The organism is Rhodospirillales bacterium, from assembly GCA_016699855.1.
Lineage (GTDB): Bacteria > Pseudomonadota > Alphaproteobacteria > Reyranellales > Reyranellaceae.
Genome location: CP064988.1, coordinates 2,708,408 through 2,734,145, shown reverse-complemented (window position 1 = coordinate 2,734,145; position 25,738 = coordinate 2,708,408). Strand labels below are relative to the sequence as shown.

Below are 25,738 nucleotides of genomic sequence, written 5' to 3'. Positions count from 1 at the left end.
GCCTGCGGAGACGTGGCGAGCCTTCGCCGGACGGGTCGTCATGCCCGCGCCGGCGGGCGTTTCGGGCGCCTCCGCGGACGGGCCCGGGAACCCTCCTCCCGGTCAGATCCACCACCGCCTCGGGCAATCGATCCGGCCATGAAACTGACCATCGAACGGGCCGCTCTCCTCAAGGCCCTCGCGCACGTGCAGAGCGTCGTCGAGCGCCGCAACACGATCCCGATCCTGTCGAACGTGATGCTGACGGCGCAGAAATCGCGCCTCGGCCTGGCCGCGACGGACATGGATCTCGCCATCGTCGAGAACGTCGAGGCGGTCGCGTCCAAGCCCGGGTCGACCACGGCGCCGGCGCACACGATGTACGAGATCGTGCGCAAGCTGCCCGACGGCGCGCAGGTCGAGATCGAGACCGGCACCGACTCGAACCTGACGATCCGCGCCGGCCGCTCGCGCTTCACGCTGCAGTGCCTGCCGGTCGGCGACTTCCCGCAGATGAACGACGGCGATCTGCCGCACCGTTTCCAGCTGTCGGCCGCCGAGATGAAGGGGCTGATCGACCGCACGCGGTTCGCGATCTCGACCGAGGAGACGCGCTACTACCTCAACGGAATCTACGTGCACGCGACCAAGAGCGACGGCGTCGACGTGATGCGTGGCGTCGCCACCGACGGCCACCGGCTGGCGCGCGTCGAGCTGCCGCTGCCGGCGGGCGCCGCCGACATGCCCGGCGTCATCGTGCCGCGCAAGACCGTCAACGAGCTGCGCAAGCTGATCGACGAGGCCGACGGCGCCGTCGACGTCGAGCTGTCGGAGACCAAGATCCGCTTCACGCTGGGCGGCGTGACGCTGACCTCGAAGCTGATCGACGGCACGTTCCCCGACTACGAGCGCGTGATCCCTTCGGGCAACGACAAGGAGCTGGTGGTGCCGCGGGCCGAGTTCGCGGCCGCGGTCGACCGCGTGGCCACGATCTCGACCGAGAAGTCGCGCGCCATCAAGCTGTCGGCGTCGAAGAACAACCTCACCCTGTCCGCGACCAGCCCAGACGCCGGCAGCGCCACCGAGGAGATCGAGATCGGCTACGCCGGTCCGCCGATCGAGATCGGATTCAACTCCCGCTACCTTCTCGATATCACGGCGCAGATCACCGGCGGCGACGCCCGGTTCCTGATGGCCGATTCGGGATCGCCGACCGTGGTGCGCGACACCGCCGATCCGGGCGCGCTCTACGTGTTGATGCCGATGCGCGTATGAGCGGCGGCGCGCTTTCCGCCCGCGCCGCGCCGACAGCCGACATCGCCCCGCCGGGTCTGCCGTTCGCGCCCGGCCACGGAAGGCTGGCCGTCCGCCAGCTGCGCGTGACGGATTTCCGGAACTACTCCCGGCTGCGCCTGGACCTCGACGCGACACCCGTCGTGCTGGTCGGCGACAACGGCGCCGGCAAGACCAACCTGCTCGAGGCCGTGTCGTTCCTCGCCCCGGCCGCGCCTGCGCCGCGCCCGGCTCGACGAGATCGCCCGCCGCGACGCAGCGTCGCCGGCCTGGGCGGTCGCGGCCACGCTCGACACCCCACGGGGGCGGTTGGCGATCGGCACCGGCGTCGAGACCGTCGCGGCGAGCGGCGGCGGCGACGCGGCGGCGCGCCGGGTGGTGCGCATCGACGGCAAGTCCGTCGCCAGCCAGCTCGCGCTGGGCGCCCACGTCGCGGCCATCTGGCTGACGCCGCAGCAGGACCGCCTCTGGGTCGACGGTCCGGGCGAGCGGCGCCGCTTCCTCGACCGCATGGTGGCGGCGTTCGATCCGGAGCACGCCGGCGCTGTCGCCGCCTACGAGCAGGCGATGCGCCAGCGCGCGCGTCTTCTGGTCGAGGGCCGGCAGGACGCGCGCTGGCTGGCGGCGCTGGAGGACACCATGGCGCGGCACGGCGTGGCGGTGTGCGCCGCGCGGCTCGACCTCGTCGCCCGTCTCGACCAGGCGGCGCGCCTCGGCGTCGGTCCGTTCCCGCGCGCCTCGCTGGCGATGACCGGCGAGGTCGAGGCCTGGGTCCAGGGGACGCCTGCGCTGGACGCCGAGGACCGGCTGCGCGCCACGTTGGCCGCCAACCGTCCGCTCGACGCCGCCGCCGGCGCCACGACCTGCGGACCTCACCGCGGTGATCTGGCGGTGCGCCACCTCGACCGCGGCGTGGCCGCCGCGCAGGGCTCGACCGGCGAGCAGAAGGCGGTGCTGATCGCGATCGCGCTGGCGCACGCGCGGCTGGTGTCGCTGGCGCGCGGCCGGCCGCCGCTGCTGCTGCTCGACGAGATCGCGGCCCATCTCGACGGCCGCAAGCGCGACGCCCTGTTCGCCGAGATCGAGGCGCTGGGCTCGCAGGCCTGGATGACCGGCACCGACGCCGGCGACTTCTCCGCGCTCGCCGGGCGGGCGCAGTTTCTGGACGTCGGCGACGGCGCGACGCGGCCGCTCTGACGCGACGGATGTGGATATGACCGACGGAACCGACGAGACACCGGACGCCCCCGACGCCTCGGCCAACGCCGACGAGCGCGCCCGCGCCAACGCCGCCGCGCGCGCCGCGATGGGCGACGGCGAGGAGTACGACGCCGATCTGATCAAGGTGCTGCGCGGCCTCGACGCCGTGCGCAAGCGGCCGGGCATGTACATCGGCGACACCGACGACGGCACCGGCCTGCACCACATGGTGTACGAGATCGTCGACAACGCCATCGACGAGTCTCTTGCGGGTTACTGCGACCGCGTCGACGTCACGCTCCACGGCGACGGCTCGGTGACCGTGCGCGACAACGGCCGCGGGGTGCCGACCGACATCCACCGCGAGGAGGGCGTGTCGGCGGCGCAGGTGATCTTCACGCAGCTCCACGCCGGCGGGAAGTTCGACAAGAACACGTACAAGGTCTCCGGCGGCCTGCACGGCGTCGGCGCCGCGGTCGTCAACGCGCTGTCGACCCATCTCGACCTGCGCATCTGGCGCAACGGCAAGGAGCACTTCATGCGCTTCCGCGACGGCGACGCGGAGGCGGATCTCGTCGTGGTGGGCGACGCGCCGGAGGGGAGGCGCGGCACCGAGGTGACGTTCCTGCCGTCACCGCGGACGTTCACGCGCACGGAGTTCGATTTCGCCACGCTCGAGCACCGCCTGCGCGAACTGGCGTTCCTCAACTCGGGCGTCCGCGTCGTGCTGACCGACGCCCGCGGCGTCGAGCCGGTCTCGGTCGAGCTGTTCTACGAGGGCGGCGTCGAGGCCTTCGCGCGCTATCTCGACCGAAACAAACAGGCGCTGACGCCGCCGGTGTCGATCCGCGGCGAGAAGGACGGCATCGGCGTCGAGGCGGCGATGGAGTGGAACGACTCCTACCACGAGACCATGCTCTGCTTCACGAACAACATCCCGCAGCGCGACGGCGGCACCCACCTCGCCGGATTCCGCGCCGCCTTGACGCGCACGGTCAACAAGTACGCCGAGGAGAGCGGCATCGCGCGGAAGGAGAAGGTCTCGCTGTCGGGCGACGACATGCGCGAGGGCCTGACCTGCGTGCTTTCGGTGAAGGTGCCCGATCCGAAATTCTCGTCGCAGACCAAGGACAAGCTGGTGTCGTCGGAGGTCCGCCCGGTGGTCGAGGCGGTGATCGGCGAGAAGCTGTCGCGCTGGTTCGAGGAGCATCCCGGCGACGCGCGCAAGATCGTCGCCAAGGTGGTCGAAGCCGCCGCCGCGCGCGAGGCCGCGCGCAAGGCGCGCGAGCTGACGCGGCGCAAGGGCGCGCTCGACGTGTCGTCGCTGCCGGGCAAGCTGGCCGACTGCCAGGAGCGCGATCCGGCGCTGAGCGAGCTGTTCCTGGTCGAGGGTGACTCGGCCGGCGGCTCCGCCAAGCAGGGCCGCAACCGCGCCTTCCAGGCGATCCTGCCGCTGCGCGGCAAGATCCTCAACGTCGAGCGCGCGCGCTTCGACAAGATGCTGTCCTCGGCCGAGATCGGCACGCTGATCACGGCGCTGGGCACGGGCATCGGGCGCGACGATTTCGACATCGGCAAGCTCCGCTACCACAAGATCATCGTCATGACCGACGCCGACGTCGACGGCAGCCACATCCGCACGCTGCTGCTGACGTTCTTCTACCGGCAGATGCCGGAGCTGATCGAGCGCGGCCACCTGTTCATCGCCCAGCCGCCGCTCTACCGCGCCGTCCGCGGCAAATCCTCGGCGTACCTCAAGAACGAGCGCGCGCTGGAGGACTACCTCATCGAGGGCGGCACCGAGGGCGCCGTGCTGACGACCGGCAAGGGCGCCCAGATCGCGGGCGCCGATCTGCGCCGCGTCGTCGACATCGCCCGGTCGGTGGCCAACCTGCTGCGGCCGCTGGCGCTGAGCCGGCGCGTCACCAGCCAGCCCGTCATCGAGCAGGCCGCGATCGCCGGCGCGCTGAACCCGGACATCCTCTCGAACGCGACCGACGCGACGGAGGCGGCGAACTACATCGCCCGCCGCCTCGACATCGTCAGCCCCGAGCTTGAGCGCGGCTGGACCGGCGCCGTGACCCGCGACGGCGGGCTCGCGTTCGAGCGCACGCGCCGCGGCGTGGCGGAGCGCCACGTCATCGACAGCGCGTTGATCCGCTCCGCCGAGGCGCGCCGTCTCGACTCGCTGGCCACCGAGCTGCAGGACACCTACGAGACGCCCGCGACCTACGCCCTCAAGGACCGCGAGACGCGGCTGTTCGCCCCGACCGAGCTGATCGCCGCCGTCTACGAGGCGGGCCGCAAGGGCGTGGCGACGCAGCGCTACAAGGGCCTCGGCGAAATGAACCCCGACCAGCTCTGGGAGACCACGCTAGATCCGTCGGCGCGCACCCTGCTGCAGGTGCGCGTCAACCACGCCGACGAGGCCGAGGAGATCTTCACGACGCTGATGGGCGACGTCGTCGAGCCGCGGCGCGAGTTCATCCAGCAGAACGCGCTCAAGGTCGCGAACCTCGACGTCTAGGCGGATGGGGCCGGGGACGTGACGCCGGGCGACGTCGAAATCCTCGAGCATCTCGCGTTCAACGCGTGGCCGGCGTTGCGCGTCGTGGTCCAGGGAGGCTGGATCCTGCGCTTCGCCGACGGCTACACCAAGCGGGCGAACTCGGTGAACGCGCTGCGCCACGAGACCGGCGGGCAGGCCGGCGCGCTGGAGCGGCGCATCGACGACGCGGCCGCGCTCTACGCGCGGCAGGACGTCCCCTGCGTGTTCCGGTTGTCGCCGCTGATGGATCCGGGCGTCGACGCGGCGCTGGCGGGACGCGGATTCACGCGGATCGACGAGACGATCGTGATGCGGGCGGCGTTGTCCGGAGCGCCGGCGCCCGGCGGCGTCGAGATCGCCGCCGCCCGGTCGTCGGCGTGGTCCCGAGGCTACATGGCGTTCAACGGCGTCCCGCCGGCGCTCCAGACGGTCCACGACCGCATGCTCGGCGCCATCGTGCCGGAGGCCGGCTTCGCCACCGCCATGGACGCGGCCGGCGCAACGGCGGCCTTCGGGCTGGGCGTGGTCGAGGCCCGCCATGTCGGGCTGTTCGACATCGTCAGCGATCCCGCCAAGAGACGGGCGGGGCACGGCCGGCGCGTCGTCGAGGGCCTTATGACCTGGGGCCGTTCACGGGGCGCGACCCACGCCTATCTCCAGGTCGCCGCCACCAACGCGCGGGCGATCACGCTCTACGACGCGCTCGGCTTCGCCGAGGCCTACCGCTACCACTACCGCGTCCCGCCGGCGTGACGCCGGCGCCGCGCTCAGAACGCGCCGACCGCCGACCGCTCCCACTGCGCCTTGCGGATGGCGTGGAAGCCCTCGACGGTGCGTCGCACGATCTCGGCCACGGGCAGGATGTCGTGGATCAGGCCCGAGGTCTGGCCCGCCAGCGCGATCGAGCACTCCATGTCGCCGCCGAAATAGAGGTCCTTCACCGAGCCCAGCGTCGCGCGGTCCATCACGCCGGCTTTGTGGATCGCCTTCGACGTCTCGGTCTTCAGTGCGCGCACGCAGGGCGTGCCGGCGCGGTTGAGCATCACCGTGCCGGTGTCGGTGGCGTCAAGGATCGCCTGCTTGTAGTTGGCGTGCACGGGGCTCTCGGCCGAGCTGACGAAGCGCGTGCCCATCTGCACGCCCTCGGCGCCCAGCGCGAAGGCGGCCGCCATGCCGCGGCCGTCGCAGATGCCGCCGGCGGCGATCAGCGGCACGTCGACCGCCTCGCGGATCGCCTGCAGCAGCACCAGGGTCGAGACGTCGTCGGGGTTCTTGAAGCCGCCGCCCTCGCCGCCCTCGACGACCAGGCCGTCGACCCCGGCGTCGACGGCCTTCACCGCCGCCGCGAGGGTCGGCACGACGTGGTAGACGGTCAGCCCGGCGGCTTTGAGCGTCGGCAGCAGCTTGACCGGCGAGCCGGCCGAGGTGGTGACGAACCTCACGCCGCTCCCGCACACCATGTCGACCATCTTCGGATCGCGCAGGAACAGCAGCGGCAGGTTGACGCCGAACGGCCTGTCGGTGAGCTCGCGCATCCGGCGTATCTCGGCGGCGCAGGCCTCGGTCTCGCCGCTGGAGGTCTCGATGATCCCCATCGCGCCGGCGATCGACACGGCGCTGGCGAGCTGGCTGCGGGCGATCCAGCCCATCGGCGCCTGCAGGATCGGGTAGGTCGCCCCGGTATGGGCGAGGACGCGGTTCATCGGCCGTCTCCAGGAATTCGCGGACGCCGCCCCTTATAGCGCGGGACCGCGGCGAACGCCGCCCGGACCTCGCATGAGCCCCCGTCATACCCCCGCGAACAGGCTTGTCTTGCGCCGCGCCGGAACCGGCCGCAAAGAAAGGCGCCGGTCCGGCCGGGGCCGGGTACTTGGAGATGTCCGATGCAACGCGCGTGGTGGATCGTCGTGGCCTGCGGCGCCGGAGTCCTGCTGCTGGCGACCGGCGTGCGGATGAATTTCGGCATCTTCCAGAAGCCGATCGTGAGCGATCTGCAGATCAGCTACGGGCTGTTCGGGTTCGGCGCCGGACTGGCGCAGTTCCTGTTCGGCGTGCTGTCGCCGGTCGGCGGGGCGCTGGCGACGCGTTTCGGCGTGGTGCGCACCTGCGCCGCCGGCGGCGTCATCTACGTGCTGAGCCTGATCCTCGTCGCGGTCTCGCAGGACGGCGGCATGCTGACGCTGGGCAACGCGCTGGCCGGGGCGGCCATCGGCATCGCCGGCTTCAGCGCCGTGTTCGGCGCGGTCGGACAGGCGGCGCCGCCGGAGAAGCGCACCATGGCGCTTGCCATCACGACGGCCGGCGGCTCGCTGGGGCAGTTCTCGGTCGTGCCGTTCGGACACGTGATGATGGAGCTGTTCGGCTGGCGCGGCGCCATGCTGATCCTGGCGGCGCTGGCCGCGCTGATGATCCCGCTGGCCTTCGGGCTCGGCCGCTGGGCCGGCAACGCGCCGCCGGCCACCGGCGCCGCCCCGAGGCAGACCACGCGCGAGGCGGTCGCCGAGGCGTTCGGCGACCGCGGCTTCGTGCTCCTGACCATCGGGTTCTTCGTGTGCGGCTTCCACGTCGCCTTCGTCAGCACCCATATGCCGAACTACCTGATCTCGACCAACACCGGGCTGGACTGGTTCGGCAAGGCGCTGACGCCGGCCAGCGTCGGCGCGCTGTCGGTGGCGGTGATCGGCTTCTTCAACATCATCGGCACCCTGGCGGCCGGCGTGCTCGGCACCCGCTACCAGCGCAAGAACGTGCTGGCGCTGAACTACCTCATGCGCGGCGCGCTGTTCATGTTCCTGATGCTGGCGCCGCCGACGGGGATCAACGTGATGATCTTCTCGACGCTGTTCGGGCTGCTCTATCTCAGCACCGTGCCGCTGACGAGCGGGCTGGTCGGCTACCTGTTCGGGCCCCAGCACATGGGCACGCTCTACGGCATCGCCTTCTTCAGCCACCAGATCGGCGGCTTCCTCGGCGCCTGGGGCGGCGGCTTCCTGTTCGACCGAACCGGCGGCTACGACGCCATGTGGTGGGCGGCGGTCGCGCTGGCGCTGTTCGCGGCGGCGATCCACTGGATGATCCTGGAGCGCCCCGTCGCCCGCCTTGTCGCGCGGCCCGCCTAGGCCGATACTGGAGTCATGGACGCCACCGCGAACCCCGGCCCGACGCCGGCTGCGCAAGCCGCCGGCGCGACCGCGCGTCCGCCCGACGGTCCGTCGCCCGCGTTCTGGATCTCGCTGGGCGGCGCCGCGGCGCTGGCCGTGGTCGGCGCCGGCTGGCTGTGGATCGCCCGCGGCGAGGCGATCCTGCTCGATATCGAGCGCGTGTTCTGCTTCTGAGCCGGATGACGGCTATTTCGCGGGCGTCTTCAACGCGCCGCGCACGTTCATGAACTTCGAGAGCACATCGAACCAGAACGGCGCGCCGAGCGACACCGCCAGCGCGGTGACCACCCACCCGATGATCGACAGCGAACCCCACGCCAGCACCGTACCGTCGCCGGCTTTCCAGCCCACGGGCAGCGTCTGGAGCGCGTCGAGGTTCTTCCGCACGTCCTCGCACGCCGCCTTCGCCTTGGCCGCCGCGGCCTTCTCGGCCTCGGCGGGCTTCGCGACGTCCGCCGGCGCCGCCGCCGGTTGGCAGCGCTGTTTGATGTCCTCCGCCGTCTTGACCACCGCCTCCCTGAGCGTCGCGTTGGTTCCGAGCTCCTGAGCGACGCGGATCGTGTCGCAGTTGAAGCCGATGGCGAGCGCCAGACCGAGAACGAGAGAGAACACGCTCATCCAGCGCTTATAGGCGCCGGTTCCCCGCTCCATCATCGAATCGAACCAGTCGCCGACACGCTTCTCGGCCTCCTTGGCGGTGGCGCCGGCATCGCCGATCACCGCCAGAAGCGAGGCCCGCAATCCGCTTTCCTTCGGCAGCGCTTCGATCAGGCCCTTGATGTCGAGCTGGCGCAGGCTCTCCGCCGACAGCGTGGCGCCTTGCGCGTCCTTGAGCTGGAGCTTCGGAATCGCCTCGCGCAGCGCCGCGAGGAACGAGTCACGGTTCATGTAGGACGGAGAAGGCGCGGTTCCACTGCCCGTCGTCTTCGAGATCTCGCCGGCGATCTGGAACACCGGACTCGACGTGAGGGCGGTGAACAGCGCCAGGTTCGCGGTGTCATCGCCCGTCATCCGCAGCCCGAGCATGTGCCGCAGCGCGCTCTTGAGATGTCTGGCCCGGATGCTCGCGAACTGCGCGACGAATTCGTTGATGGCCGTCACGAACAGGCCGAGCAGCAGGTACATGAGGATCAGCCCGATCCCCACTTCGATCGCGACGCCGAAACTCATGGTCTCCTCCCGGTTGACGCCGCGGCGCCCGCCGGAGCGGTCGTCGCGCCAAGGTCGACCGGCAGTATCGGCCCGGCACGCGCGCGCGTCTGTGGCGAAGATCACACCGCCGGCGCCCGGCCGGCGGGCGCCGGATCAGAGGATGAACTTGCTCAGGTCCGCGTTCTTGGCCAGCGCGCTGACCTTCTCGCGCACATAGGCGGCGTCGACCGCGATCGTCTCGCCGCCGCGGTCCGACGCCGTGAAGCTGATCTCCTCCAGCAGCTTCTCCAGCACGGTGTGCAGCCGGCGCGCGCCGATGTTCTCGACCGTGCCGTTGATCTCCGCCGCCAGGCGCGCCAGCTCGTCGATGGCGTCGTCGGTGAACGACAGCGCCACCTTCTCGGTCGCCAGCAGCGCCACGTACTGCTTCAGCAGGCTGGCCTCCGGCTCGACCAGGATGCGGCGGAAATCCTCTCCCGTCAGGCCCTTCAGCGTGACGCGGATCGGCAGCCGGCCCTGAAGCTCCGGCAGCAGGTCGGCCGGCTTGGCCTGGTGGAAGGCGCCGGAGCAGATGAACAGCACGTGGTCGGTCTTCACCGGCCCGTGCTTGGTGTTGACCGTCGTGCCCTCGATCAGCGGCAGCAGGTCGCGCTGCACGCCCTCGCGGCTGACGTCGCCGCCGCGGTATTCCGAACCGCGGGCGCAGATCTTGTCGACCTCGTCGATGAAGACGATGCCGTTCTGCTCGACCGCCTCGCGCGCCTCGCGCACGACGCGCTCCTGGTCGAGCAGCTTGTCGCTCTCCTCGCGCAGCAGAACGGTGTAGGATTCCGCGACCGTCATCCTGCGCTTGCGCGTGCGTCCGCCGAACGCCTTGCCCAGCATCTGGCCGATGTCGATCATGCCGACCGACGCGCCGGGCATGCCCGGCACCTCGAAGGTCGGCGCGCCGCCGGTGTCGGCGACCTCGAGCTCGATCTCGCGGCTCGCCAGCTCGCCGTCGCGCAGCTTCTGGCGGAAGCGCAGGCGCGTGTCGGCGGTCGCCGTCGGCCCGCACAGCGCGTCGAGCACGCGGTCCTCGGCCGCCATCTCGGCCTTGGCCTGGACCTCGCGGCGCAGGCGTTCGCGCGCCAGGTCGATGCCGACCTCGATCAGGTCGCGCACGATCTGCTCGACGTCGCGGCCGACGTAGCCGACCTCGGTGAACTTGGTGGCCTCGACCTTCAGGAACGGCGCGCCCGCCAGCTTCGCCAGCCGCCGCGCGATCTCGGTCTTGCCGCAGCCCGTCGGCCCGATCATCAGGATGTTCTTGGGCAGGACCTCCTCGCGCAGCGCGGCCGGAAGCTGCTGGCGGCGCCAGCGGTTGCGCAGCGCGACCGCGACGGCGCGCTTGGCGTCGGCCTGGCCGACGATGTGGCGGTCGAGCTCGGAGACGATCTCGCGGGGGGAAAAATCGGTCATGTGTTCCGTTCGGATCGAGTCGGGTGCGTCGCGGGCGGCGGCCGGGGCGCCGCGCGGCCCGGCGCGCTAGAGCTTCTCCAGCACCACGCTGGTGTTGGTGTAGACGCAGATCTCGGCCGCGACCTTCATCGCCTTTCGGGCGACGGTCTCCGCGTCGAGCCCGTCGATGTCGATCAGGGCGCGGGCGGCGGCGAGCGCGAAATTGCCGCCCGAGCCGATGCCGATCAGTCCGTCCTCCGGCTCCAGCACGTCGCCGGTGCCGGTCAGGACCAGCGACACGGAGCGGTCGGCCACCGCCATCATCGCCTCGAGCCGGCGCAGGTAGCGGTCGGTGCGCCAGTCCTTGGCCAGCTCGACGCAGGCCCGCGTCAATTGGCCGGGATACTGCTCGAGCTTGGCCTCCAGCCGCTCGAACAGGGTGAAGGCGTCGGCCGTGGCGCCGGCGAAGCCGCCGACGATCGAGCCGTCGCCCAGCCGGCGGACCTTGCGCGCGTTCGATTTGATGATCGTGGCGCCGAGGCTGACCTGGCCGTCGCCGGCCATCACCAGCTCGCCATTCTTGCGCACCGAGAGGATGGTGGTGCCGTGCCACACCGGCGACGCCGGGGATTGTTCGCTCATGGGGTCATAGATAGGGGCCGCGCGGCCGGAGTCAAACGCCCGCCGGCGCCCCGGTGGCCCCGCGCCGAAGCCTCTGTTACAAGGGCCCGCATTCAAGGAGCCCCGCGATGGCCTCAGGAGCCAAAGGGCGCGCCGCCACGGTGACGCGCAAGACCAAGGAGACCGAGATCGAGGCGTGGATCGACCTCGACGGCACCGGCGCGTACGACGTGTCGACCGGGATCGGCTTCCTCGACCACATGCTGGAGCAGCTCTCGAAGCACTCCCTGATCGACATCCGCGTGCGCGCCAAGGGCGATCTGCACATCGACTTCCACCACACCACCGAGGACACGGGGCTGGCGCTCGGCGAGTGCCTGAGCAAGGCGCTGGGCGACCGCAAGGGCATCCGCCGGTACGGCGCCGCGACCATCCCGATGGACGAGACCCTGACGGAGATCGCGCTCGACGCCTCGAACCGACCCTACCTGGTCTGGAAAGTCGCGTTCAGCCGTCCCAAGCTGGGCGAGATGGATACCGAGCTGTTCAAGGAGTGGTTCCAGGCCTTCGCGCAGATGGGCGGCCTCACCCTGCATGTCTGGAACCAGTACGGCGAGAACAACCACCACATCGTCGAGAGCGCCTACAAGGGCCTCGCGCGGGCGCTGCGGCAAGCGGTCGAGATCGACCCGCGCGCCGCCGGCGCCCTGCCCTCGACCAAGGGCGTCCTCTAGACGCCGCCTCCCGACCCGTCAGCGGCGCCCGATCCGGCGCCGGCCGGAGACCCCGCCTTCCATGCCCAGCGTCGCCATCGTCGATTACGGCTCCGGCAATCTGCGCTCCGCCGCCAAGGCGCTGGAGCGCGCCGCGCGCGAGGCCGCCACCGACCACCGGATCGTCGTCACGAGCGATCCCGCCGATGTCGCGGCGGCGGAGCGTGTCGTGCTGCCGGGCGTCGGCGCCTTCGCCGATTGCCGGGCCGGGCTGTTCGCCGTGCCGGGCATGGTCGACGCCCTGCGGCGCGAAGTGATCGACGGCGGCAAACCGTTCCTCGGTATCTGCGTCGGCATGCAGCTCATGGCGACGCGCGGTGTCGAATACGGCGTCCATGCCGGCTTGGACTGGATCGCCGGCGACGTCGTGCGCATCGCGCCCGCCGACCCCGCGCTGAAGATCCCGCACATGGGCTGGAACGAATTGCGCGATGTCGCCGCCCATCCGCTCCTCGCCGGCATCGCGCCGGGCGACCACGCCTATTTCGTCCATTCATACCAGTTCGTGGTCGCGGCGCCGGCGCAGCGGCTGGCCTGGGTCGACTACGGCGGGCCGGTCACCGCCGCGATCGGTCGCGACAACCTGTTCGGCACGCAGTTCCACCCGGAGAAAAGCCAGGCGACGGGATTGCGGCTGCTCGCTAACTTCCTGCGCTGGAAGCCCTGACCGCCGGCCGGCGCGCCGGGCCGCGCGGTCCCGCACGACGCGAGGCGATCATGACCGACGAAAACCTAGGCTCGCTGGCCACCCGGCTCATGAAGGCGCGGGTCGACGATCTCGGCGAGCTCGAGCGCCGCGTGCTGTCGCACATCGCCCGCGACGCGCATATCAGCCGGCATCCCGACGAGGATGTCGACGACGACCTGACGTTCGGCCAGCGCCTGGCCGACGCCGTCGCGGCGTTCGGCGGCTCGTGGACGTTCATCTGCCTGTTCGGGGCGGCGCTCGCGGCCTGGGTCGCCTTGAACAGCCTGCTGCTGTCGGGGCGCCTCGTCTTCGACGCCTACCCCTACATCTTTCTCAACCTCATCTTGTCGATGCTGGCGGCGCTGCAGGCGCCGATCATCATGATGTCGCAGAACCGCCAGTCGCAGCGCGACCGGCTCGCGGCGCGGCACGACTACGAGGTCAACCTGAAGGCCGAGCTCGACATCATGGCGCTGCACGACAAACTCGACGAGTTCCGCACCCGTCAGCTCGCGGCCTTGATCGGCCAACAGGAAGAGCAACTGCGGCTGCTGCGCGCGCTGGTGGATCGGCAGAGCGCGGCGGCGCCGGGATGACGTCCATGGAGATCGTGGAGATCAAGCGCCCGGAGTTCGACGTCGACATCGAACTCGCCTACGCCACGGCCGCCAACGTCACCGGCCGGCCGGTCTACCGGCGGCCGCGCTGCTGGCTCAACCGCGTCGCCGCCGACCATCTCGCGCGCGCCGTCGAGCTGGCGGCGCCGCTGGGCTTGCGGTTTCTGGTGTTCGACGCGCTGCGTCCGACCGAGGCGCAATGGGCGCTATGGAACGCCAACCCCGATCCGGAGTTCCTCGCCGATCCGCGGCGCGGCTCTCCGCATTCCCGCGGCGCGGCGGTCGACTTGACGCTGATCGACCGTGACGGCCGCGCGCTGGACATGGGCACGGCGTTCGACGCCTTCACGCCGCTGTCGCACCACGCCAACCGCGACGTTCCGGTAGACGCGCAGCGCAACCGGTTCCTGCTGATGGGGCTGATGACTGCGGCCGGCTGGGATTTCTACCGCAATGAATGGTGGCACTATCAGCTGTTCGACGCGCGCCGTTTCCCGCTGGTCGCCGACGCCGACCTGCCTGAACCGATGATGTGACACCGGCCTGAAGCGAGAAACGCGGGCCGAGGCCCGCGTCGACCGTTCCTTGACGTCCAGCTAGATCGGCGACAGCCGCGCCTCGTCGAAATCCGAGAGCTTGTTCTCGCGCATGATGCCGCGCACGAAGTTGATGTAGCCCTGCCCGAGCTCCGAGTAGCGCATCAGGTTCCCGATCAGGCGATAGCCGTCGGGGCTCTTGCCGGCGCCACGCGCCATCGCGCGCTCCACGCGGAAGGCGGCGTAGGCCGGATGCGTGTTGAGGTTCAGGAAGTAGGCCTCGCAGGACTCGACCACGCTGGCGAAGGGCTGCGGCATCGCCGGGCCGGGCCGCCACGGCACCTGCACGGCGTGCCGGCCGGTGGGCTGGATCTGGCCGAACAGGGCGTTGCCGACGCGCGCGGCGTAGGACGTGCCCCAGCCGCTTTCGACGCCCGCCTGGGCGATCGCCATCGACGGCGGCACCGCGTCGACGCGCGTGATCAGTTCGTCAAGCTGGGTGGGTTCGAGATTGTAGCGGTCCGCGAGCTCCGCCAGCCACATCCGCTCCGCGAGGTCGAAAGCGCCCCCGGCGGCGTCGACCGCGCGAAGGCGCAGCAGCTCCTCGCGGTCGGCGAGGATGCGCTCGTTGGCCTCCAGAACGATCGGCAGCAGGGCCTTGATGAACAGCGCCTTGCGCTCGTTGCCGTCCTTCAACGCGCCGAGATCGGCCGGCACCTTCTCGATGTGCAGCGACGGCACGGCGCCGCCGCGGCGGGCGCCATCCAACGTGTAGTCGTGGGCGCGGAACATCTCGGCCAGCTCGGTCGTGTTGCTGACCTGCATGGACTTAACCTCGCGGCGCATCGGCCCGATGGCGTGCGACCACCGGCCGTGCATCGGACGGGCGTCGGCGAGCGTCGCCGACCGCATCTCCCGCGGACCCGCGATGAACCCGAAGGGCTGCGGCGCGAAGCCGCCGGCCGCGACGGGCGCCGCACCATCGACCAGCGCGAAGCTGGGACCGGGCGGGAACGGCTCCATCGCCGCCGGGGCGTCGAGCGAGACGCGCACCGACCCGGCGCCGCCGGGAATGGCCATCGGGGCCGTGGTCGCGCGCTCGGCGGGAGCGTGCACCTCCTCGATGTGGGGCGGCGCCACGGGCGCGCTCGCGGCGTTGGCCGAGACATGGTCGTTCGCGCCGGGGCCGATCGCCCAAGCGGACAGAAGGCAGGCTCCGATGGCTACGAAGAACGCGTAGTCGCGACCGCGACCGGTCGTCCGATGTGCGCGCGCGCTCATTGATGACCTTTCGAAAAGGTATCCCCGGGCCGACGGACGCACGACGCCATCCGGGGCGGCCTCCACGTCAGGAGACCGCCGGCGACGTACCGCCGGTACGTGAACTGAAGCTGGGCTGACTACGCTACTGGACGGACCTCGACGACCTCGGGCACGTAGTGCCGCAGCAGGTTCTCGATGCCCATTTTCAGCGTCGCGGTCGAACTCGGGCAGCCCGAGCAGGACCCCTGCATATGCAGGTAAACGACGCCGTCCTCGAAGGAGTGGAACACGATATCGCCGCCGTCCTGCGCGACCGCCGGACGGATGCGGGTATCGAGCAACTCCTTGATCTGCGTGACGATCTCGTCCTCGTCCTCGGCCGCGCCGGCGGCTTCGGACACCTCGGCGGCGGCCATCGCGGGCTCCCCGGAGGTGTAGTGCTCCATGATGCCGCCAAGGACCGCGGGCTTCATGACCTGCCAGTCCTGGCCGTCGATCTTGGTCACGGTGACGAAATCGGAGCCCAGAAACACGCGCTCCACGCCGTCGACGTCGAAAAGCCGGCGGGCGAGCGGCGAGCGCGTCGAGGATTCGCGCGTCGGGAAATCGGCGGTGCCTTGCTCGAGGACGATCCGGCCCGGAAGGAACTTCAGAGTCGACGGATTCGGCGTCTGCTCGGTCTGAATGAACATTGGGCTATACCTGACCTTCACGTTGTCTCGCGCCGCACGCCAAATCCCGGTCGCGGATCGGTCGCCACGCGTCGTGATCGGTCGGCAGTTAAGCAGCCGGCACCCCCCCTTCAAGGCCTAATAAAAGACCAAACACTCATGTGTTATGTAATATAGACGATTCAGGATGGTTTATCTGTGAGTGAAAAACACCATGCGCCATCGGTGTATTTTTGATTTCAACGATGTCAATAAATGAATCTGTGGAAAACTGGGAGCGTATTGCCGCAATCAACATGGGTCTTCATGAGATCGCGTCGATCTCGGCGTCGCCGAGGCTTCCCGGCACGATCGTCAGCGGTAGACGCAGCGCGCCGGCATATTTGCCCGCGAGTGCGGACACCAAGGGCCCGGGTCCGTCGGCGCCGGCGCCGGCCGCGAGCACGAGCACGGAGATCGATGGATCCTCGGCGATCAACTTCAGAAGCTCGTCGCGCCGCTGTCCCTCCCGGAAATGCAGGATCGGTGGCGACCCGGTGAGGGCGGCCACCGGTCGACCAGTCCGGACACGGTCTGCTCGGCTTGCTGGCGGGCCTCCTCGCGCATCAGGTCGCCGATCGACGCCCATTGTTGCGGCTCGGGCGGATCGAGGACGTAGAGCATCGCCACCCGGCCGCCGGTCCGCTTGGCGCGGCGGCAGGCGTAGCGCAGCGCCACCCGCAACTCCGGCGTCTCGTCGACCACCACGAGGAACACCCGTTCCGGCGGCCGCGTCGCTGCCGCGTCGCCCGTGTCCTGCGCCATACCCCCTCCAACCGGTCGAATACGCGATGCCGCGCCTACAAGCGCCGCGCCACGGCCCCGGCCACCCAGCCGATGAGCAGGGCGCCGACGATGGCGGCGACACCGTAGAGCGGCGCCTGCCCCTTCGACCATTCCGACACCCGGGCGCTGAAGCCCGCCTTGCTGACCTCGAGCGTCCGCGACACCGCCGACACCGCGACGCCGTCCCGCACGACGTAGGCGCGGACCTCGTAGGAGCCGATCGGCAGCCGCGACGGGAACCGCATCTCGGCCCGGAACAGCCGCCCTCCGACCAGTGTGACCCGTTGCGTCTCGGTCGGGAAGAGCCCGGCGCGGCGCTTGGCGTCGATCAGTCCCTGCCGGAAATCCGTCAGGTCCAGCGGCGTGCGGCGTGGCGCGTCGCGCGGGGGCCGTAGCCCGGCCAGGCGCTCGTCGAGCGTGACCGGCACGCCGGGCAGGCCCCCCGGCGGGAGAATGACGTCGAGGCTGCGCGTCGCGGCGACGGCGTAGTAGGACGGAACCTCCTCGAAGGCCTGCCGTCCGGCGTTGATCCAGAGGCCGAGGATCCGCTCCTTGCGCAGGACCGTCTGCCGCGTGGTCGCGCCGGTGACCGTGAGGATGACGTCGCCGGGGCCGTCGATGGCGCCGAACACGAGCACGTCTGCGCCGCGGAAGGCCGACGTGATCGACACGCGGGGCCGCGACAGGTCGACCAGCAAAGGCTGGTCGGCCGCGCCGGCCGCGCCGGCCAGGCCCAGAACGGACGCCAGCGCGCAGATGAGCGGCGCCATCCACCGGCGGAGACGCGTCGCAATCATGGCGTCGCCACCGAACCGCCCAGCGTGTGCAGCGCCGCCGGCTGGGCCAGCAGCTCGAACAGCAGCTCCAGCGCCATCCCGAGGATGAGGATCGACAGCATGCCGCGCAGCTGGAAGCCCGGCAGCTTGACGGCAAGCCTAGCGCCGATCGGGGCGCCGACCGCGCCGCCGAGGATCAGCATGAGGGCCAGCACGACGTCGACGGTCTGGTTCTGGACGGCCTGGAGGAAGGTGACGTTGATGGCGACGAACAGGATCTGGAACGACGAGGTGCCGATCGCCACCAGCGTCGGCATGCCGATCAGGTAGATCATCGCCGGCACCAGCACGAAGCCGCCGCCGATGCCGAGCAGCGCCGACAGGACGCCGATCAGGAAGCCCAGCCCCAGCGGCAGCAGGGCGCTGACGTAGAGCTTGGACTTGTAGAAGCGCAGCTTGAACGGCAGGCGGTGGACCAGGAAATGCTGGTGCAGCTTGCGCCGCACCGGCTCGTTGGCGCGCCGCCGCCGCCACGCGCGGTAGGACTCGACCAGCATCATCGTGCCGATCGATCCGAGCAGCAGCACGTAGCCGATCTGGATGGTCAGGTCGATCTGGCCCAGCCGCGTCAGCGCGCCGAACAACCACACGCCGGCGGTCGAACCCGCCAGCCCGCCGATCAGCATCACCATGCCCATGCGCAGGTCGACGGTGCCGCGCTTCCACTGGGTGGCGAGGCCGGAGATCGACGTCGCGATGACCTGGTTGGCCTGGCTGGCGACCGCCACGGTCGGGGGCACGCCGACGAAGATCAGCAGCGGCGTCAGCAGGAATCCGCCGCCCACGCCGAACAACCCCGCGAGCACGCCGGCGATCGCCCCCAGCCCGAGCAGCAGGAAGACGCTCAGCGAAATCTCGGCGATCGGCAGGTAGACGTCCACGCGGCCGGCTCCGGGCGGCGCGCGCCGTGCGGGCCCGGTCCCGCCGCGACCGCGCGCACGGCCTCCGGTCTTTGTGCGCCAAGGATTCCAGCGATGCAACGAAGACCTCGCGCGGCGCGCGCGAATAGCGTCGAAAGCCGCCGGCGGCCGGCTATAGTCGCGCCGAACCGGAGGAAGCGGCCATGGGGATCGTCGACGCGCAGGTCCATATCTGGGGTGCCAACACGCCGGAGCGTCCGTGGCCGACCGACCGCCATCCGCCGCACCGCGCCGTCGCGCTGGGCGCCGACGAGCTGCTGGGCCATATGGACGAAGGCGGCGTCGACGGCGTCGTGCTGGTGCCGCCGTCGTGGGAGGGCGACCGAAACGACCTCGCGCTCGAGGCCGCCCGCGCCCATCCCCGCCGCTTCGCGGTCATGGGCCGCTTCGATCCCGACGCGCCCGGCGCGCGCGAGCAGGTCGCCGGCTGGCGGAAGCAGCCGGGCATGCTGGGCATGCGCTTCACGTTCCATACGCCGGCGCTGCTGCCGCCGCTGGTCGACGGGCGGATGGACTGGCTGTGGGCCGCCGCCGAACGCGAGGGCGTGCCGTTGATGGTGCTGGCGCACCACCGCCACGCCCACCTGATCGACGGCGTCGCCGAACGCCACCCCGGCCTGCGGCTGGTGATGGACCATCTCGGCCTGCGCAACGACCAGAAGGACGAGGCCGCGTTCGCCGATCTCGACCGTCTGCTGGCGCTGGCGAAGCGTCCCAACGTCGCGGTGAAGGTGACGGCGCTGCCCAGCTACACTGCCGATTCCTATCCGTTCCGCCGTCTGCACCCCTACATCCGGCGCGTCCACGACGCGTTCGGCCCGCGGCGCATGTTCTGGGGGACGGACTGGTCGCGCCTACCGTGCACATGGCGGCAGGGGGTGACGATGTGGACCGAGGAGATGGCGTTCCTCTCGGCCGACGACCTCGACTGGATCATGGGCCGCGGTGTGCGCGAGTGGCTGGGGTGGACCTCCTGACGGCGGACGACACGCCCGCGCCGCCCGGGGAAACACGGCGGCGATTGACAAACGGCGCTGCCCAGCGCGCTATTTGCGTCGCGGTTTTCGGTAGTCACGAGGTTCCGCCAAGGAATCCGCCCGACCGCATGGGGTGAAGCAGGAGTCGCGTAGCACGAACCCAGTCCGGTCCGGGGGGACTCCATGGGCACGCTGACGATCGCCGCGGGCAACGCTTTCGATCCGCTCCTCGATTTCGACGACTGGGTCGGTACCCAGAACCTGACGGCGACATCCTTCCGCATCGACCAGGCGGACGGCACCTACCTCGTCATCCCCGGCACCGGCTTCACCTACGACATCGACGGCCTGCCGCTGGGCACGGGCGAGATGACCGGCGCGACGCTGTTCTCGGCGACCGACGCGCAGATCTTCGCCCTGACCGGCGTCTCGATGCAGATGTCGGATTTCGTCGCCTACTACGCCGCGAGCGACGAGGCGTCGTTCCTCGCCGACCTGTTCGACGGCGCCGACACCATCACCGGCGCGGAGCTGGCCGATACGTTCCTCGGCTTCGACGGCGCCGACGTGGTCGACGGCGGCGACGGCAACGATTCGATCTCCGGCGACGACGGCGACGACACGCTGACCGGCAACGGCGGCGACGACGCGCTCGAGGGCGGCGTTGGCTTGGACCTGTTGTACGGGGGTCTTGGGAACGACGGTCTTTGGGGCGGCGAGGGTTCGGACGTGCTCGAGGGCGGCGCGGGGGTGGACGGGCTGTACGGCGGGTCGGGGAACGACACGCTGCTGGCGGACGGCTCGGACGTGACGCTGCTGGGCGGCGGCGGCGTCGACACGGTGGTCTACGGCGACGGGACGGACGCGGTGACGGGATCGCGTTTGATCCTGGCGGAGCTGGTGTCGCTGAGCGGCGGCAACGACGTGTTCGCGCCGGTTGCGCCGGCGGGGCCGGGGGCGGTGTTCACGCTGACCGGGGTCAACGGCACGACGGGGTTCCGGCTGCTGGGACCGGGGGGCAGCTCGGCGGGCTGGGCGGTGTCCGACGCGGGCGACATCAACGGCGACGGCTACGCCGACCTGCTGGTGGGGGCGCCGAACGCGGGCGCGCCGTCGGGGGCGGCGTACGTGGTGTTCGGCCACGCCGGCGGCTGGCCGTCGGACGTGACGCTGGCGTCGCTCGACGGGACGACCGGCTTCGTGGTGAACGGCGCGGGCGGCAACGCGGGCTGGTCGGCGTCGTCGGCGGGCGACGTCAACGGCGACGGCTTCGACGACCTGATCGTCGGCGCGCCGAACCTCGGCGGGACGACGGGCGCGGCGTACGTGGTGTTCGGCCACGCCGGCGGCTGGCCGGCGTCGCTGTCGCTGGGCACGCTGGACGGGACGGCGGGGTTCGCGCTGGGCGGCGCGGGCGGCAACGCCGGCTACTCGGTGTCGTCGGCGGGCGACGTCAACGGCGACGGGTTCGACGACGTTCTGGTGGGGGCGTTCCAGCTGAACGCGGCGTACCTGGTGTTCGGGCACGGCGGGGCGTGGTCGGCGTCGACGGCGTTGTCGTCGCTGGACGGCGCGACGGGCGTGCGTCTGGACGGCGCGTCGTGGGCGGGGTTCTCGGTGTCGTCGGCGGGCGACGTCAACGGCGACGGGATCGACGACCTGGTCGTGGGCGCGCCGGGGAACACCGGCGGCGTCAACACCAGCTACGTGGTGTTCGGCCACGCCGGGGCGTGGTCGGCGACGCTGGCGCTGGGGGCGCTGGACGGCACGACGGGGTTCCGCCTGACGGGCCCGCCGGGGGCGCTGTACAGCGGCTACTCGGTGTCGTCGGCGGGCGACGTCAACGGCGACGGCGTCGACGACCTGATCGTGGGCGCGCCGGGCGACGGCGGCAGCAACTCGAGCTACGTGGTGTTCGGGCACGCCGGCGGGTGGCCGTCGGAGGTGCCGCTGGGGACGCTGGACGGGACGACCGGGTTCGCCCTGCTGGGCTCCGGCGGACAGTCGGGAATCTGGGTTTCGGGGGCCGGCGACTTCAACGGCGACGGGTACGACGATCTGGTCGTGGGGACCAACAGCGCGGGCTCGAGCTACGTGGTGTTCGGGCGGGCCGGGGGCTGGTCGTCGTCGCTGTCGCTGGCGTCGCTGGACGGGGGCGCGGGGTTCCGGCTGAGCGCGGCGGGGAGCGGCTACGGGGTGTCGTCGGCGGGCGACGTGAACGGCGACGGCTACGACGACCTGATGGTCGGCGCGCAGGGCTCGAGCCTGGCCTACGTGGTGTTCGGGGGGCCGACCTTCGGGATCGGCCCGGCCGGCGTCGCCTACACGGTCGATGGCGGGGCGGGCGACGACACCATCACAGGGCAGGCCGCCGACGACACACTCGACGGCGGCACCGGTAACGACACCCTCACCGGCGCCGCTGGGAACGACACGCTGTCGGGCGGCGCGGGCAACGACACCTACCTCGTGACCGAGGCCGGCGACGTGGTGAACGAGACGTCGGCGGGATCGTCGGGCATCGATCTGATCCTGTCGTCGATCGACTACACGTTGCCGACCGGCGTCGAGAACGCGACGAACACCTCGCCCTCCGGCCGTCGGTTGACCGGCAACGCGGCGACGAACGTCCTGACCGGCAACACCGGCGCCGACATTCTCGACGGCGGCGCGGGCGACGACACGCTTGTCGGCGGCGCGGGCAACGACACCTACGTGGTCGACAGCGTCAGCGACCTGGTCGACGAGAGCGGCGGCTCGGGCGTCGACCTGGTGCTTGCGTCCGCCAGCCACACGCTGGCGACCGGCGTCGAGAACGGCGCGGTCATATCCGCGACGGGAATCGCGTTGACCGGCAACGGCGGAGACAACTCGCTCACCGGCGGCGCGGGTTCGGACAGTTTGTACGGCGGCTCCGGGAACGACGGATTGTGGGGCGGCGAGGGCTCGGACGCGCTGGAGGGCGGGTCCGGGGTGGACGGTCTGTTCGGCGGCCTGGGGGACGACACGCTTTTGGCGGACGGTTCGGACGTGACGCTGGTGGGCGGCGTCGGCGTGGACACGGTGCTCTACGGCGACGGCGCCGACGTGGTGACGGGCTCGCGGCTGATCGCGGCGGAGCTGGTGGCGCTGGGCGGCGGCAACGACGTGTTCGCGCCGGTGGCGCCGGCCGGCCAGGGGACGGTGTTGGGGCTGACGTCGGTGGACGGCACGACGGGGTTCCGGCTGTCGGGTCCGGGCGGCGGCCTGGCGGGCTGGTCGGCTTCCGACGCGGGCGACGTCAACGGCGACGGCTTCGGGGACATCCTGATCGGGGCGCCGAACGCCAACGCGAACGCCGGCGCGACCTACGTGGTGTTCGGCCACGCCGGCGGCTGGCCATCGGACGTGTCGCTGGCGGCGCTGGACGGCGCGACGGGGTTCGTCGTCAACGGGTCGGCGTATAGCGGCTTCGACGTGTCGTCGGCGGGCGACGTCAACGGCGACGGGATCGACGACCTGATCGTCGGCGCGCCGGGCGCGACGGGCCAGCCGGGCGCGGCGTACGTGGTGTTCGGCCACGCAGGCGGCTGGGCGGCGTCGCTGTCGCTGGCGGCGCTGGACGGCGCGACGGGGTTCAGCCTGCCCGGCGGCACGGCGGACAACGCCGGCTACTCGGTGTCGTCGGCGGGCGACGTCAACGACGACGGATACGACGACCTGATTATCGGCGCGGTCAACCAGAGCAGGGCGTACCTGGTGTTCGGACACGGCGGGGCGTGGTCGTCGTCGCTGTCGCTGGCGGGTCTGAACGGCGCGACCGGCGTGCGCCTCGACGGTGTGCTGAGCTGGACCGGCTTCTCGGTGTCGTCGGCGGGCGACGTCAACGGCGACGGCGTCGACGATTTGATCGTCGGCGCGCCGGGGAACACGGGTTTCGGCAACACCAGCTACGTGGTGTTCGGCCACGCCGGGGCGTGGTCGTCGTCGTTGTCGCTGGCGGCGCTGGACGGGACGACGGGGTTCCGTCTGACGGGTCCCGCGAACGCCGAGTACAGCGGCTACGCGGTGTCGTCCGCGGGCGACGTCAACGGCGACGGCATCGGCGACCTGATCGTCGGCGCGCCGAACACGTCGGGTCTGGCGGGCACGGCGTACGTGGTGTTCGGCCATGCCGGCGGCTGGTCGGCGGAGGTGCCGCTGGGGACGCTGGACGGCGCGACGGGGTTCGCCCTGCTGGGATCGGGCGGCCAGGCGGGGGTCCGGGTGTCGGACGCCGGCGACCTCAACGGCGACGGCTACGACGACCTGATCGTGGGCACCAACAGCGCCGGCTCGAGCTACGTGGTGTTCGGACGCGCCGGCGGATGGTCGTCTAGTCTGTCGCTGTCGTCGCTGGACGGCGGCACGGGGTTCCGGCTAAGCGCCGCGTCGAGCGGCATGGACGTGTCGTCGGCGGGCGACGTGAACGGCGACGGCTTCGACGACCTGATGGTGGGCGTCCAGGGCTCGAGCCAGGCCTACGTGGTGTTCGGGGGCCCGACCTTCGGGATCGGTCCGGCCGGCGCACCCTACACGGTCGACGGCGGGGCGGGCGACGACACGATCACCGGGCAGGGCGCCAACGACACCCTCGACGGCGGCTCCGGAAACGACACCCTCGCGGGCGGCGCTGGAAACGACACCTACGTCGTCGACAGCGCCGGCGACGTGGTCGACGAGACCAGCGGCTCGGGCAACGATCTCGTGCGCTCGATGCTGGCCAGCTACACGCTGACGACCGGCGTCGAGAACGGCGCGGTCGCCTTGGGCACGGGCGCGGCGCTGACCGGCAACGGCGCGGCCAACATCCTCACCGGCGGCGCGGGTGTCGACGTCCTCGACGGCGCCGGCGACAACGACACGCTGGTCGGCGGCCTCGGCGGCGACTCTCTCTACGGCGGCGAGGGCAACGACCGCTTCGACGAGGCGGCCGACGGCGCCGCCGACACCATGAGCGGCGGCTATGGCGACGATTTCTACATCCTGCGCGAGGCCGGCGAGATCGTCGACGAGAACTCGCCGGGCACCGCCGGGCTCGACACCGTCTGGGTGTCGTTCACCGACTACACGCTGACCACCGGCACCGAGGTCGGCGCCGTGAACTTCGCCGGCCCCGCGATCCTCACCGGTGAGGGCGACCGCAACACGCTGTTCGGCGAGGCCTCGCAGGACACGCTGTTCGGACTGGGCGGCTCGGACTACCTCTACGGCTTCGCCGGCGACGACACGCTCTACGGCGGCCTCGGTCCCGACTTCCTCTACGGCGGATCGGGCAACGACACGCTGGTCGGTGGCGAGGACAACGACTACTACCGCCTCGACGACGGCGGGGCGGACACCATCGTCGAAGCCGTTGGCGAGGGCGTCGACCAGGTCTGGGTCAACTTCTCCGGCCACACCATGCACGCCAACGTCGAATGGGGCGTGCTGAACTTCGACACGGCGGGCGACCTGACGGGCAACGACATCGATAACACGCTGTATGGCACCGACGGCGTCAACACGCTGATGGGCGGCGGCGGCAACGACAATCTGCTGGGCTACGCCGGCATCGACGTGTTGCACGGCGAGGACGGCGACGACGTGCTCCAGGGCGGGCTCGACGCCGACACGCTCTATGGCGGGGCCGGCAACGACGCCTTCATCGGCGGCGGTGGCGCGGGCAACACCTATTTCGGCGGGATCGGCGACGATTTGTTCAGGGTGGACGCCGCCGGCGACGTGGTCAGCGAAACCGGCGGCTCCGGCATCGACACCGTGTGGGTCTCCGTCACCGTCGACTACGTCGCCCCGGACGGGATCGAGAACCTCGCCGCGAACATCGGCACCGCCCTCAATCTCACCGGCAACGGTCTGGACAACCTGATCCAGGGAAACGATGCCCTGAACACGTTGTCCGGCGCGGGCGGCAACGACACGCTGATCGCCTACGACGGGGCGGACGTGCTCGCTGGCGGCGCCGGCCGCGACATCCTGATCGGCGGTGGCGGGGCGGACACGTTCGCGTATTCGCTTGGCGACGGCGACGACATCATCGTCGACTTCAGCTTCGCCGAGGGCGACCGCGTCGATCTGACGGACATCGTCTACATCGGCAACGGCGCGACGGCGGATGTCGCCATCCTCTCGGCCGACGGCGGCGTGACGACGTTCACCCTCAGCGCCAACAACGGCTACAACTGGACCGGCGCGGAGTTCATCTGACCCGCGCCGCCCC

19 protein-coding genes and 2 pseudogenes are annotated in these 25,738 nt (G+C 70.9%); 12 read left to right on the top strand and 9 right to left on the bottom strand.

The annotated features are described in order from the left end of the window. The first annotated feature begins 138 nt into the window (after nucleotides 1-138). The 4 genes and pseudogenes from IPK81_12885 (at nucleotide 139) to IPK81_12870 (ending at nucleotide 5,773) form a co-directional block, all read left to right on the top strand. Complete coding sequence (locus tag IPK81_12885) at nucleotides 139-1,254, top strand: DNA polymerase III subunit beta (GenBank protein QQS10563.1); 1,116 nt, start codon at nucleotides 139-141, stop codon at nucleotides 1,252-1,254. Then, a pseudogene (gene recF, locus IPK81_12880) lies at nucleotides 1,251-2,469 on the top strand (DNA replication/repair protein RecF). The gene IPK81_12885 and the pseudogene recF overlap by 4 nt, the downstream one beginning before the upstream one ends. 109 nt (nucleotides 2,470-2,578) lie before the next feature. Beyond that, nucleotides 2,579-4,999, top strand: coding sequence for a DNA topoisomerase (ATP-hydrolyzing) subunit B (gyrB, locus tag IPK81_12875; protein ID QQS15088.1), 2,421 nt, complete (start codon nucleotides 2,579-2,581; stop codon nucleotides 4,997-4,999). Between the two features lie 18 nt (nucleotides 5,000-5,017). Continuing rightward, a complete protein-coding gene (locus tag IPK81_12870; protein QQS10562.1) occupies nucleotides 5,018-5,773 on the top strand; it encodes a GNAT family N-acetyltransferase in 756 nt (251 codons plus the stop codon). A gap of 14 nt (nucleotides 5,774-5,787) precedes the next feature. On the opposite strand, the gene IPK81_12865 is transcribed toward IPK81_12870, so the two are convergent. Continuing rightward, nucleotides 5,788-6,723 carry a nitronate monooxygenase gene (locus tag IPK81_12865; protein QQS10561.1) on the bottom strand — a complete coding sequence of 312 codons (936 nt, stop codon included), beginning with the start codon at nucleotides 6,721-6,723 and terminating at the stop codon, nucleotides 5,788-5,790. A gap of 180 nt (nucleotides 6,724-6,903) precedes the next feature. Here IPK81_12865 and IPK81_12860 point away from each other — a divergent pair, with 180 nt between their 5' ends. Together IPK81_12860 and IPK81_12855 are read left to right on the top strand one after the other, a co-directional pair. Beyond that, a complete protein-coding gene (locus IPK81_12860; protein QQS10560.1) occupies nucleotides 6,904-8,139 on the top strand; it encodes an MFS transporter in 1,236 nt (411 codons plus the stop codon). A gap of 15 nt (nucleotides 8,140-8,154) precedes the next feature. Further along, a complete protein-coding gene (locus IPK81_12855) occupies nucleotides 8,155-8,355 on the top strand; it encodes a hypothetical protein (protein QQS10559.1) in 201 nt (66 codons plus the stop codon). A gap of 12 nt (nucleotides 8,356-8,367) precedes the next feature. Here IPK81_12855 and IPK81_12850 read toward each other — a convergent pair whose 3' ends face one another. From IPK81_12850 to hslV, 3 genes are all read right to left on the bottom strand, one after another. Continuing rightward, on the bottom strand, nucleotides 8,368-9,351 hold the full coding sequence (locus IPK81_12850) for a hypothetical protein (GenBank protein ID QQS10558.1): 984 nt from the start codon (nucleotides 9,349-9,351) through the stop codon (nucleotides 8,368-8,370). Nucleotides 9,352-9,486: 135 nt separating this feature from the next. Further along, complete coding sequence (hslU, locus tag IPK81_12845; protein ID QQS10557.1) at nucleotides 9,487-10,794, bottom strand: ATP-dependent protease ATPase subunit HslU; 1,308 nt, start codon at nucleotides 10,792-10,794, stop codon at nucleotides 9,487-9,489. Between the two features lie 66 nt (nucleotides 10,795-10,860). After that, nucleotides 10,861-11,415: an ATP-dependent protease subunit HslV gene (gene hslV, locus IPK81_12840; protein QQS10556.1), complete on the bottom strand. Its 555-nt coding sequence runs from the start codon at nucleotides 11,413-11,415 to the stop codon at nucleotides 10,861-10,863. Nucleotides 11,416-11,522: 107 nt separating this feature from the next. Here hslV and hisB point away from each other — a divergent pair, with 107 nt between their 5' ends. The 4 genes from hisB to ddpX all read left to right on the top strand — a co-directional run bounded on the left by hisB (nucleotide 11,523) and on the right by ddpX (nucleotide 14,008). Continuing rightward, entirely contained in the window at nucleotides 11,523-12,128 is a 606-nt protein-coding gene (hisB, locus tag IPK81_12835) for an imidazoleglycerol-phosphate dehydratase HisB (GenBank protein ID QQS10555.1), read from the top strand. A gap of 61 nt (nucleotides 12,129-12,189) precedes the next feature. Further along, nucleotides 12,190-12,834 (top strand): imidazole glycerol phosphate synthase subunit HisH, encoded by a 645-nt coding sequence (gene hisH, locus IPK81_12830; protein QQS10554.1) that lies wholly within the window; start codon nucleotides 12,190-12,192, stop codon nucleotides 12,832-12,834. 89 nt (nucleotides 12,835-12,923) lie between these two features. Beyond that, nucleotides 12,924-13,451, top strand: a complete 528-nt coding sequence (locus tag IPK81_12825) for a DUF1003 domain-containing protein (protein QQS15087.1) — start codon at nucleotides 12,924-12,926, stop codon at nucleotides 13,449-13,451. A 5-nt stretch (nucleotides 13,452-13,456) separates the two neighbouring features. Continuing rightward, entirely contained in the window at nucleotides 13,457-14,008 is a 552-nt protein-coding gene (gene ddpX / locus IPK81_12820; protein ID QQS10553.1) for a D-alanyl-D-alanine dipeptidase, read from the top strand. A 60-nt stretch (nucleotides 14,009-14,068) separates the two neighbouring features. On the opposite strand, the gene IPK81_12815 is transcribed toward ddpX, so the two are convergent. From IPK81_12815 to IPK81_12795, 5 genes and pseudogenes are all read right to left on the bottom strand, one after another. Then, nucleotides 14,069-15,148: a glucosaminidase domain-containing protein gene (locus IPK81_12815; protein QQS10552.1), complete on the bottom strand. Its 1,080-nt coding sequence runs from the start codon at nucleotides 15,146-15,148 to the stop codon at nucleotides 14,069-14,071. Nucleotides 15,149-15,408: 260 nt separating this feature from the next. After that, the gene (locus tag IPK81_12810; protein ID QQS10551.1) at nucleotides 15,409-15,963 is read right to left on the bottom strand and encodes a NifU family protein; all 555 of its coding nucleotides are present in this window, start codon (nucleotides 15,961-15,963) and stop codon (nucleotides 15,409-15,411) included. A gap of 283 nt (nucleotides 15,964-16,246) precedes the next feature. Next, nucleotides 16,247-16,746: pseudogene (locus tag IPK81_12805) on the bottom strand (universal stress protein). A gap of 35 nt (nucleotides 16,747-16,781) precedes the next feature. Next, nucleotides 16,782-17,537 carry a TIGR02186 family protein gene (locus tag IPK81_12800; protein QQS10550.1) on the bottom strand — a complete coding sequence of 252 codons (756 nt, stop codon included), beginning with the start codon at nucleotides 17,535-17,537 and terminating at the stop codon, nucleotides 16,782-16,784. 23 nt (nucleotides 17,538-17,560) lie between these two features. After that, nucleotides 17,561-18,484, bottom strand: coding sequence for a sulfite exporter TauE/SafE family protein (locus IPK81_12795; GenBank protein QQS10549.1), 924 nt, complete (start codon nucleotides 18,482-18,484; stop codon nucleotides 17,561-17,563). 182 nt (nucleotides 18,485-18,666) lie between these two features. Between IPK81_12795 and IPK81_12790 the strand changes: the two genes are divergently transcribed. After that, nucleotides 18,667-19,500: an amidohydrolase gene (locus IPK81_12790; GenBank protein QQS10548.1), complete on the top strand. Its 834-nt coding sequence runs from the start codon at nucleotides 18,667-18,669 to the stop codon at nucleotides 19,498-19,500. Nucleotides 19,501-19,683: 183 nt separating this feature from the next. Further along, nucleotides 19,684-25,725 carry an FG-GAP repeat protein gene (locus tag IPK81_12785; protein QQS10547.1) on the top strand — a complete coding sequence of 2,014 codons (6,042 nt, stop codon included), beginning with the start codon at nucleotides 19,684-19,686 and terminating at the stop codon, nucleotides 25,723-25,725. Nucleotides 25,726-25,738 lie beyond the last annotated feature (13 nt).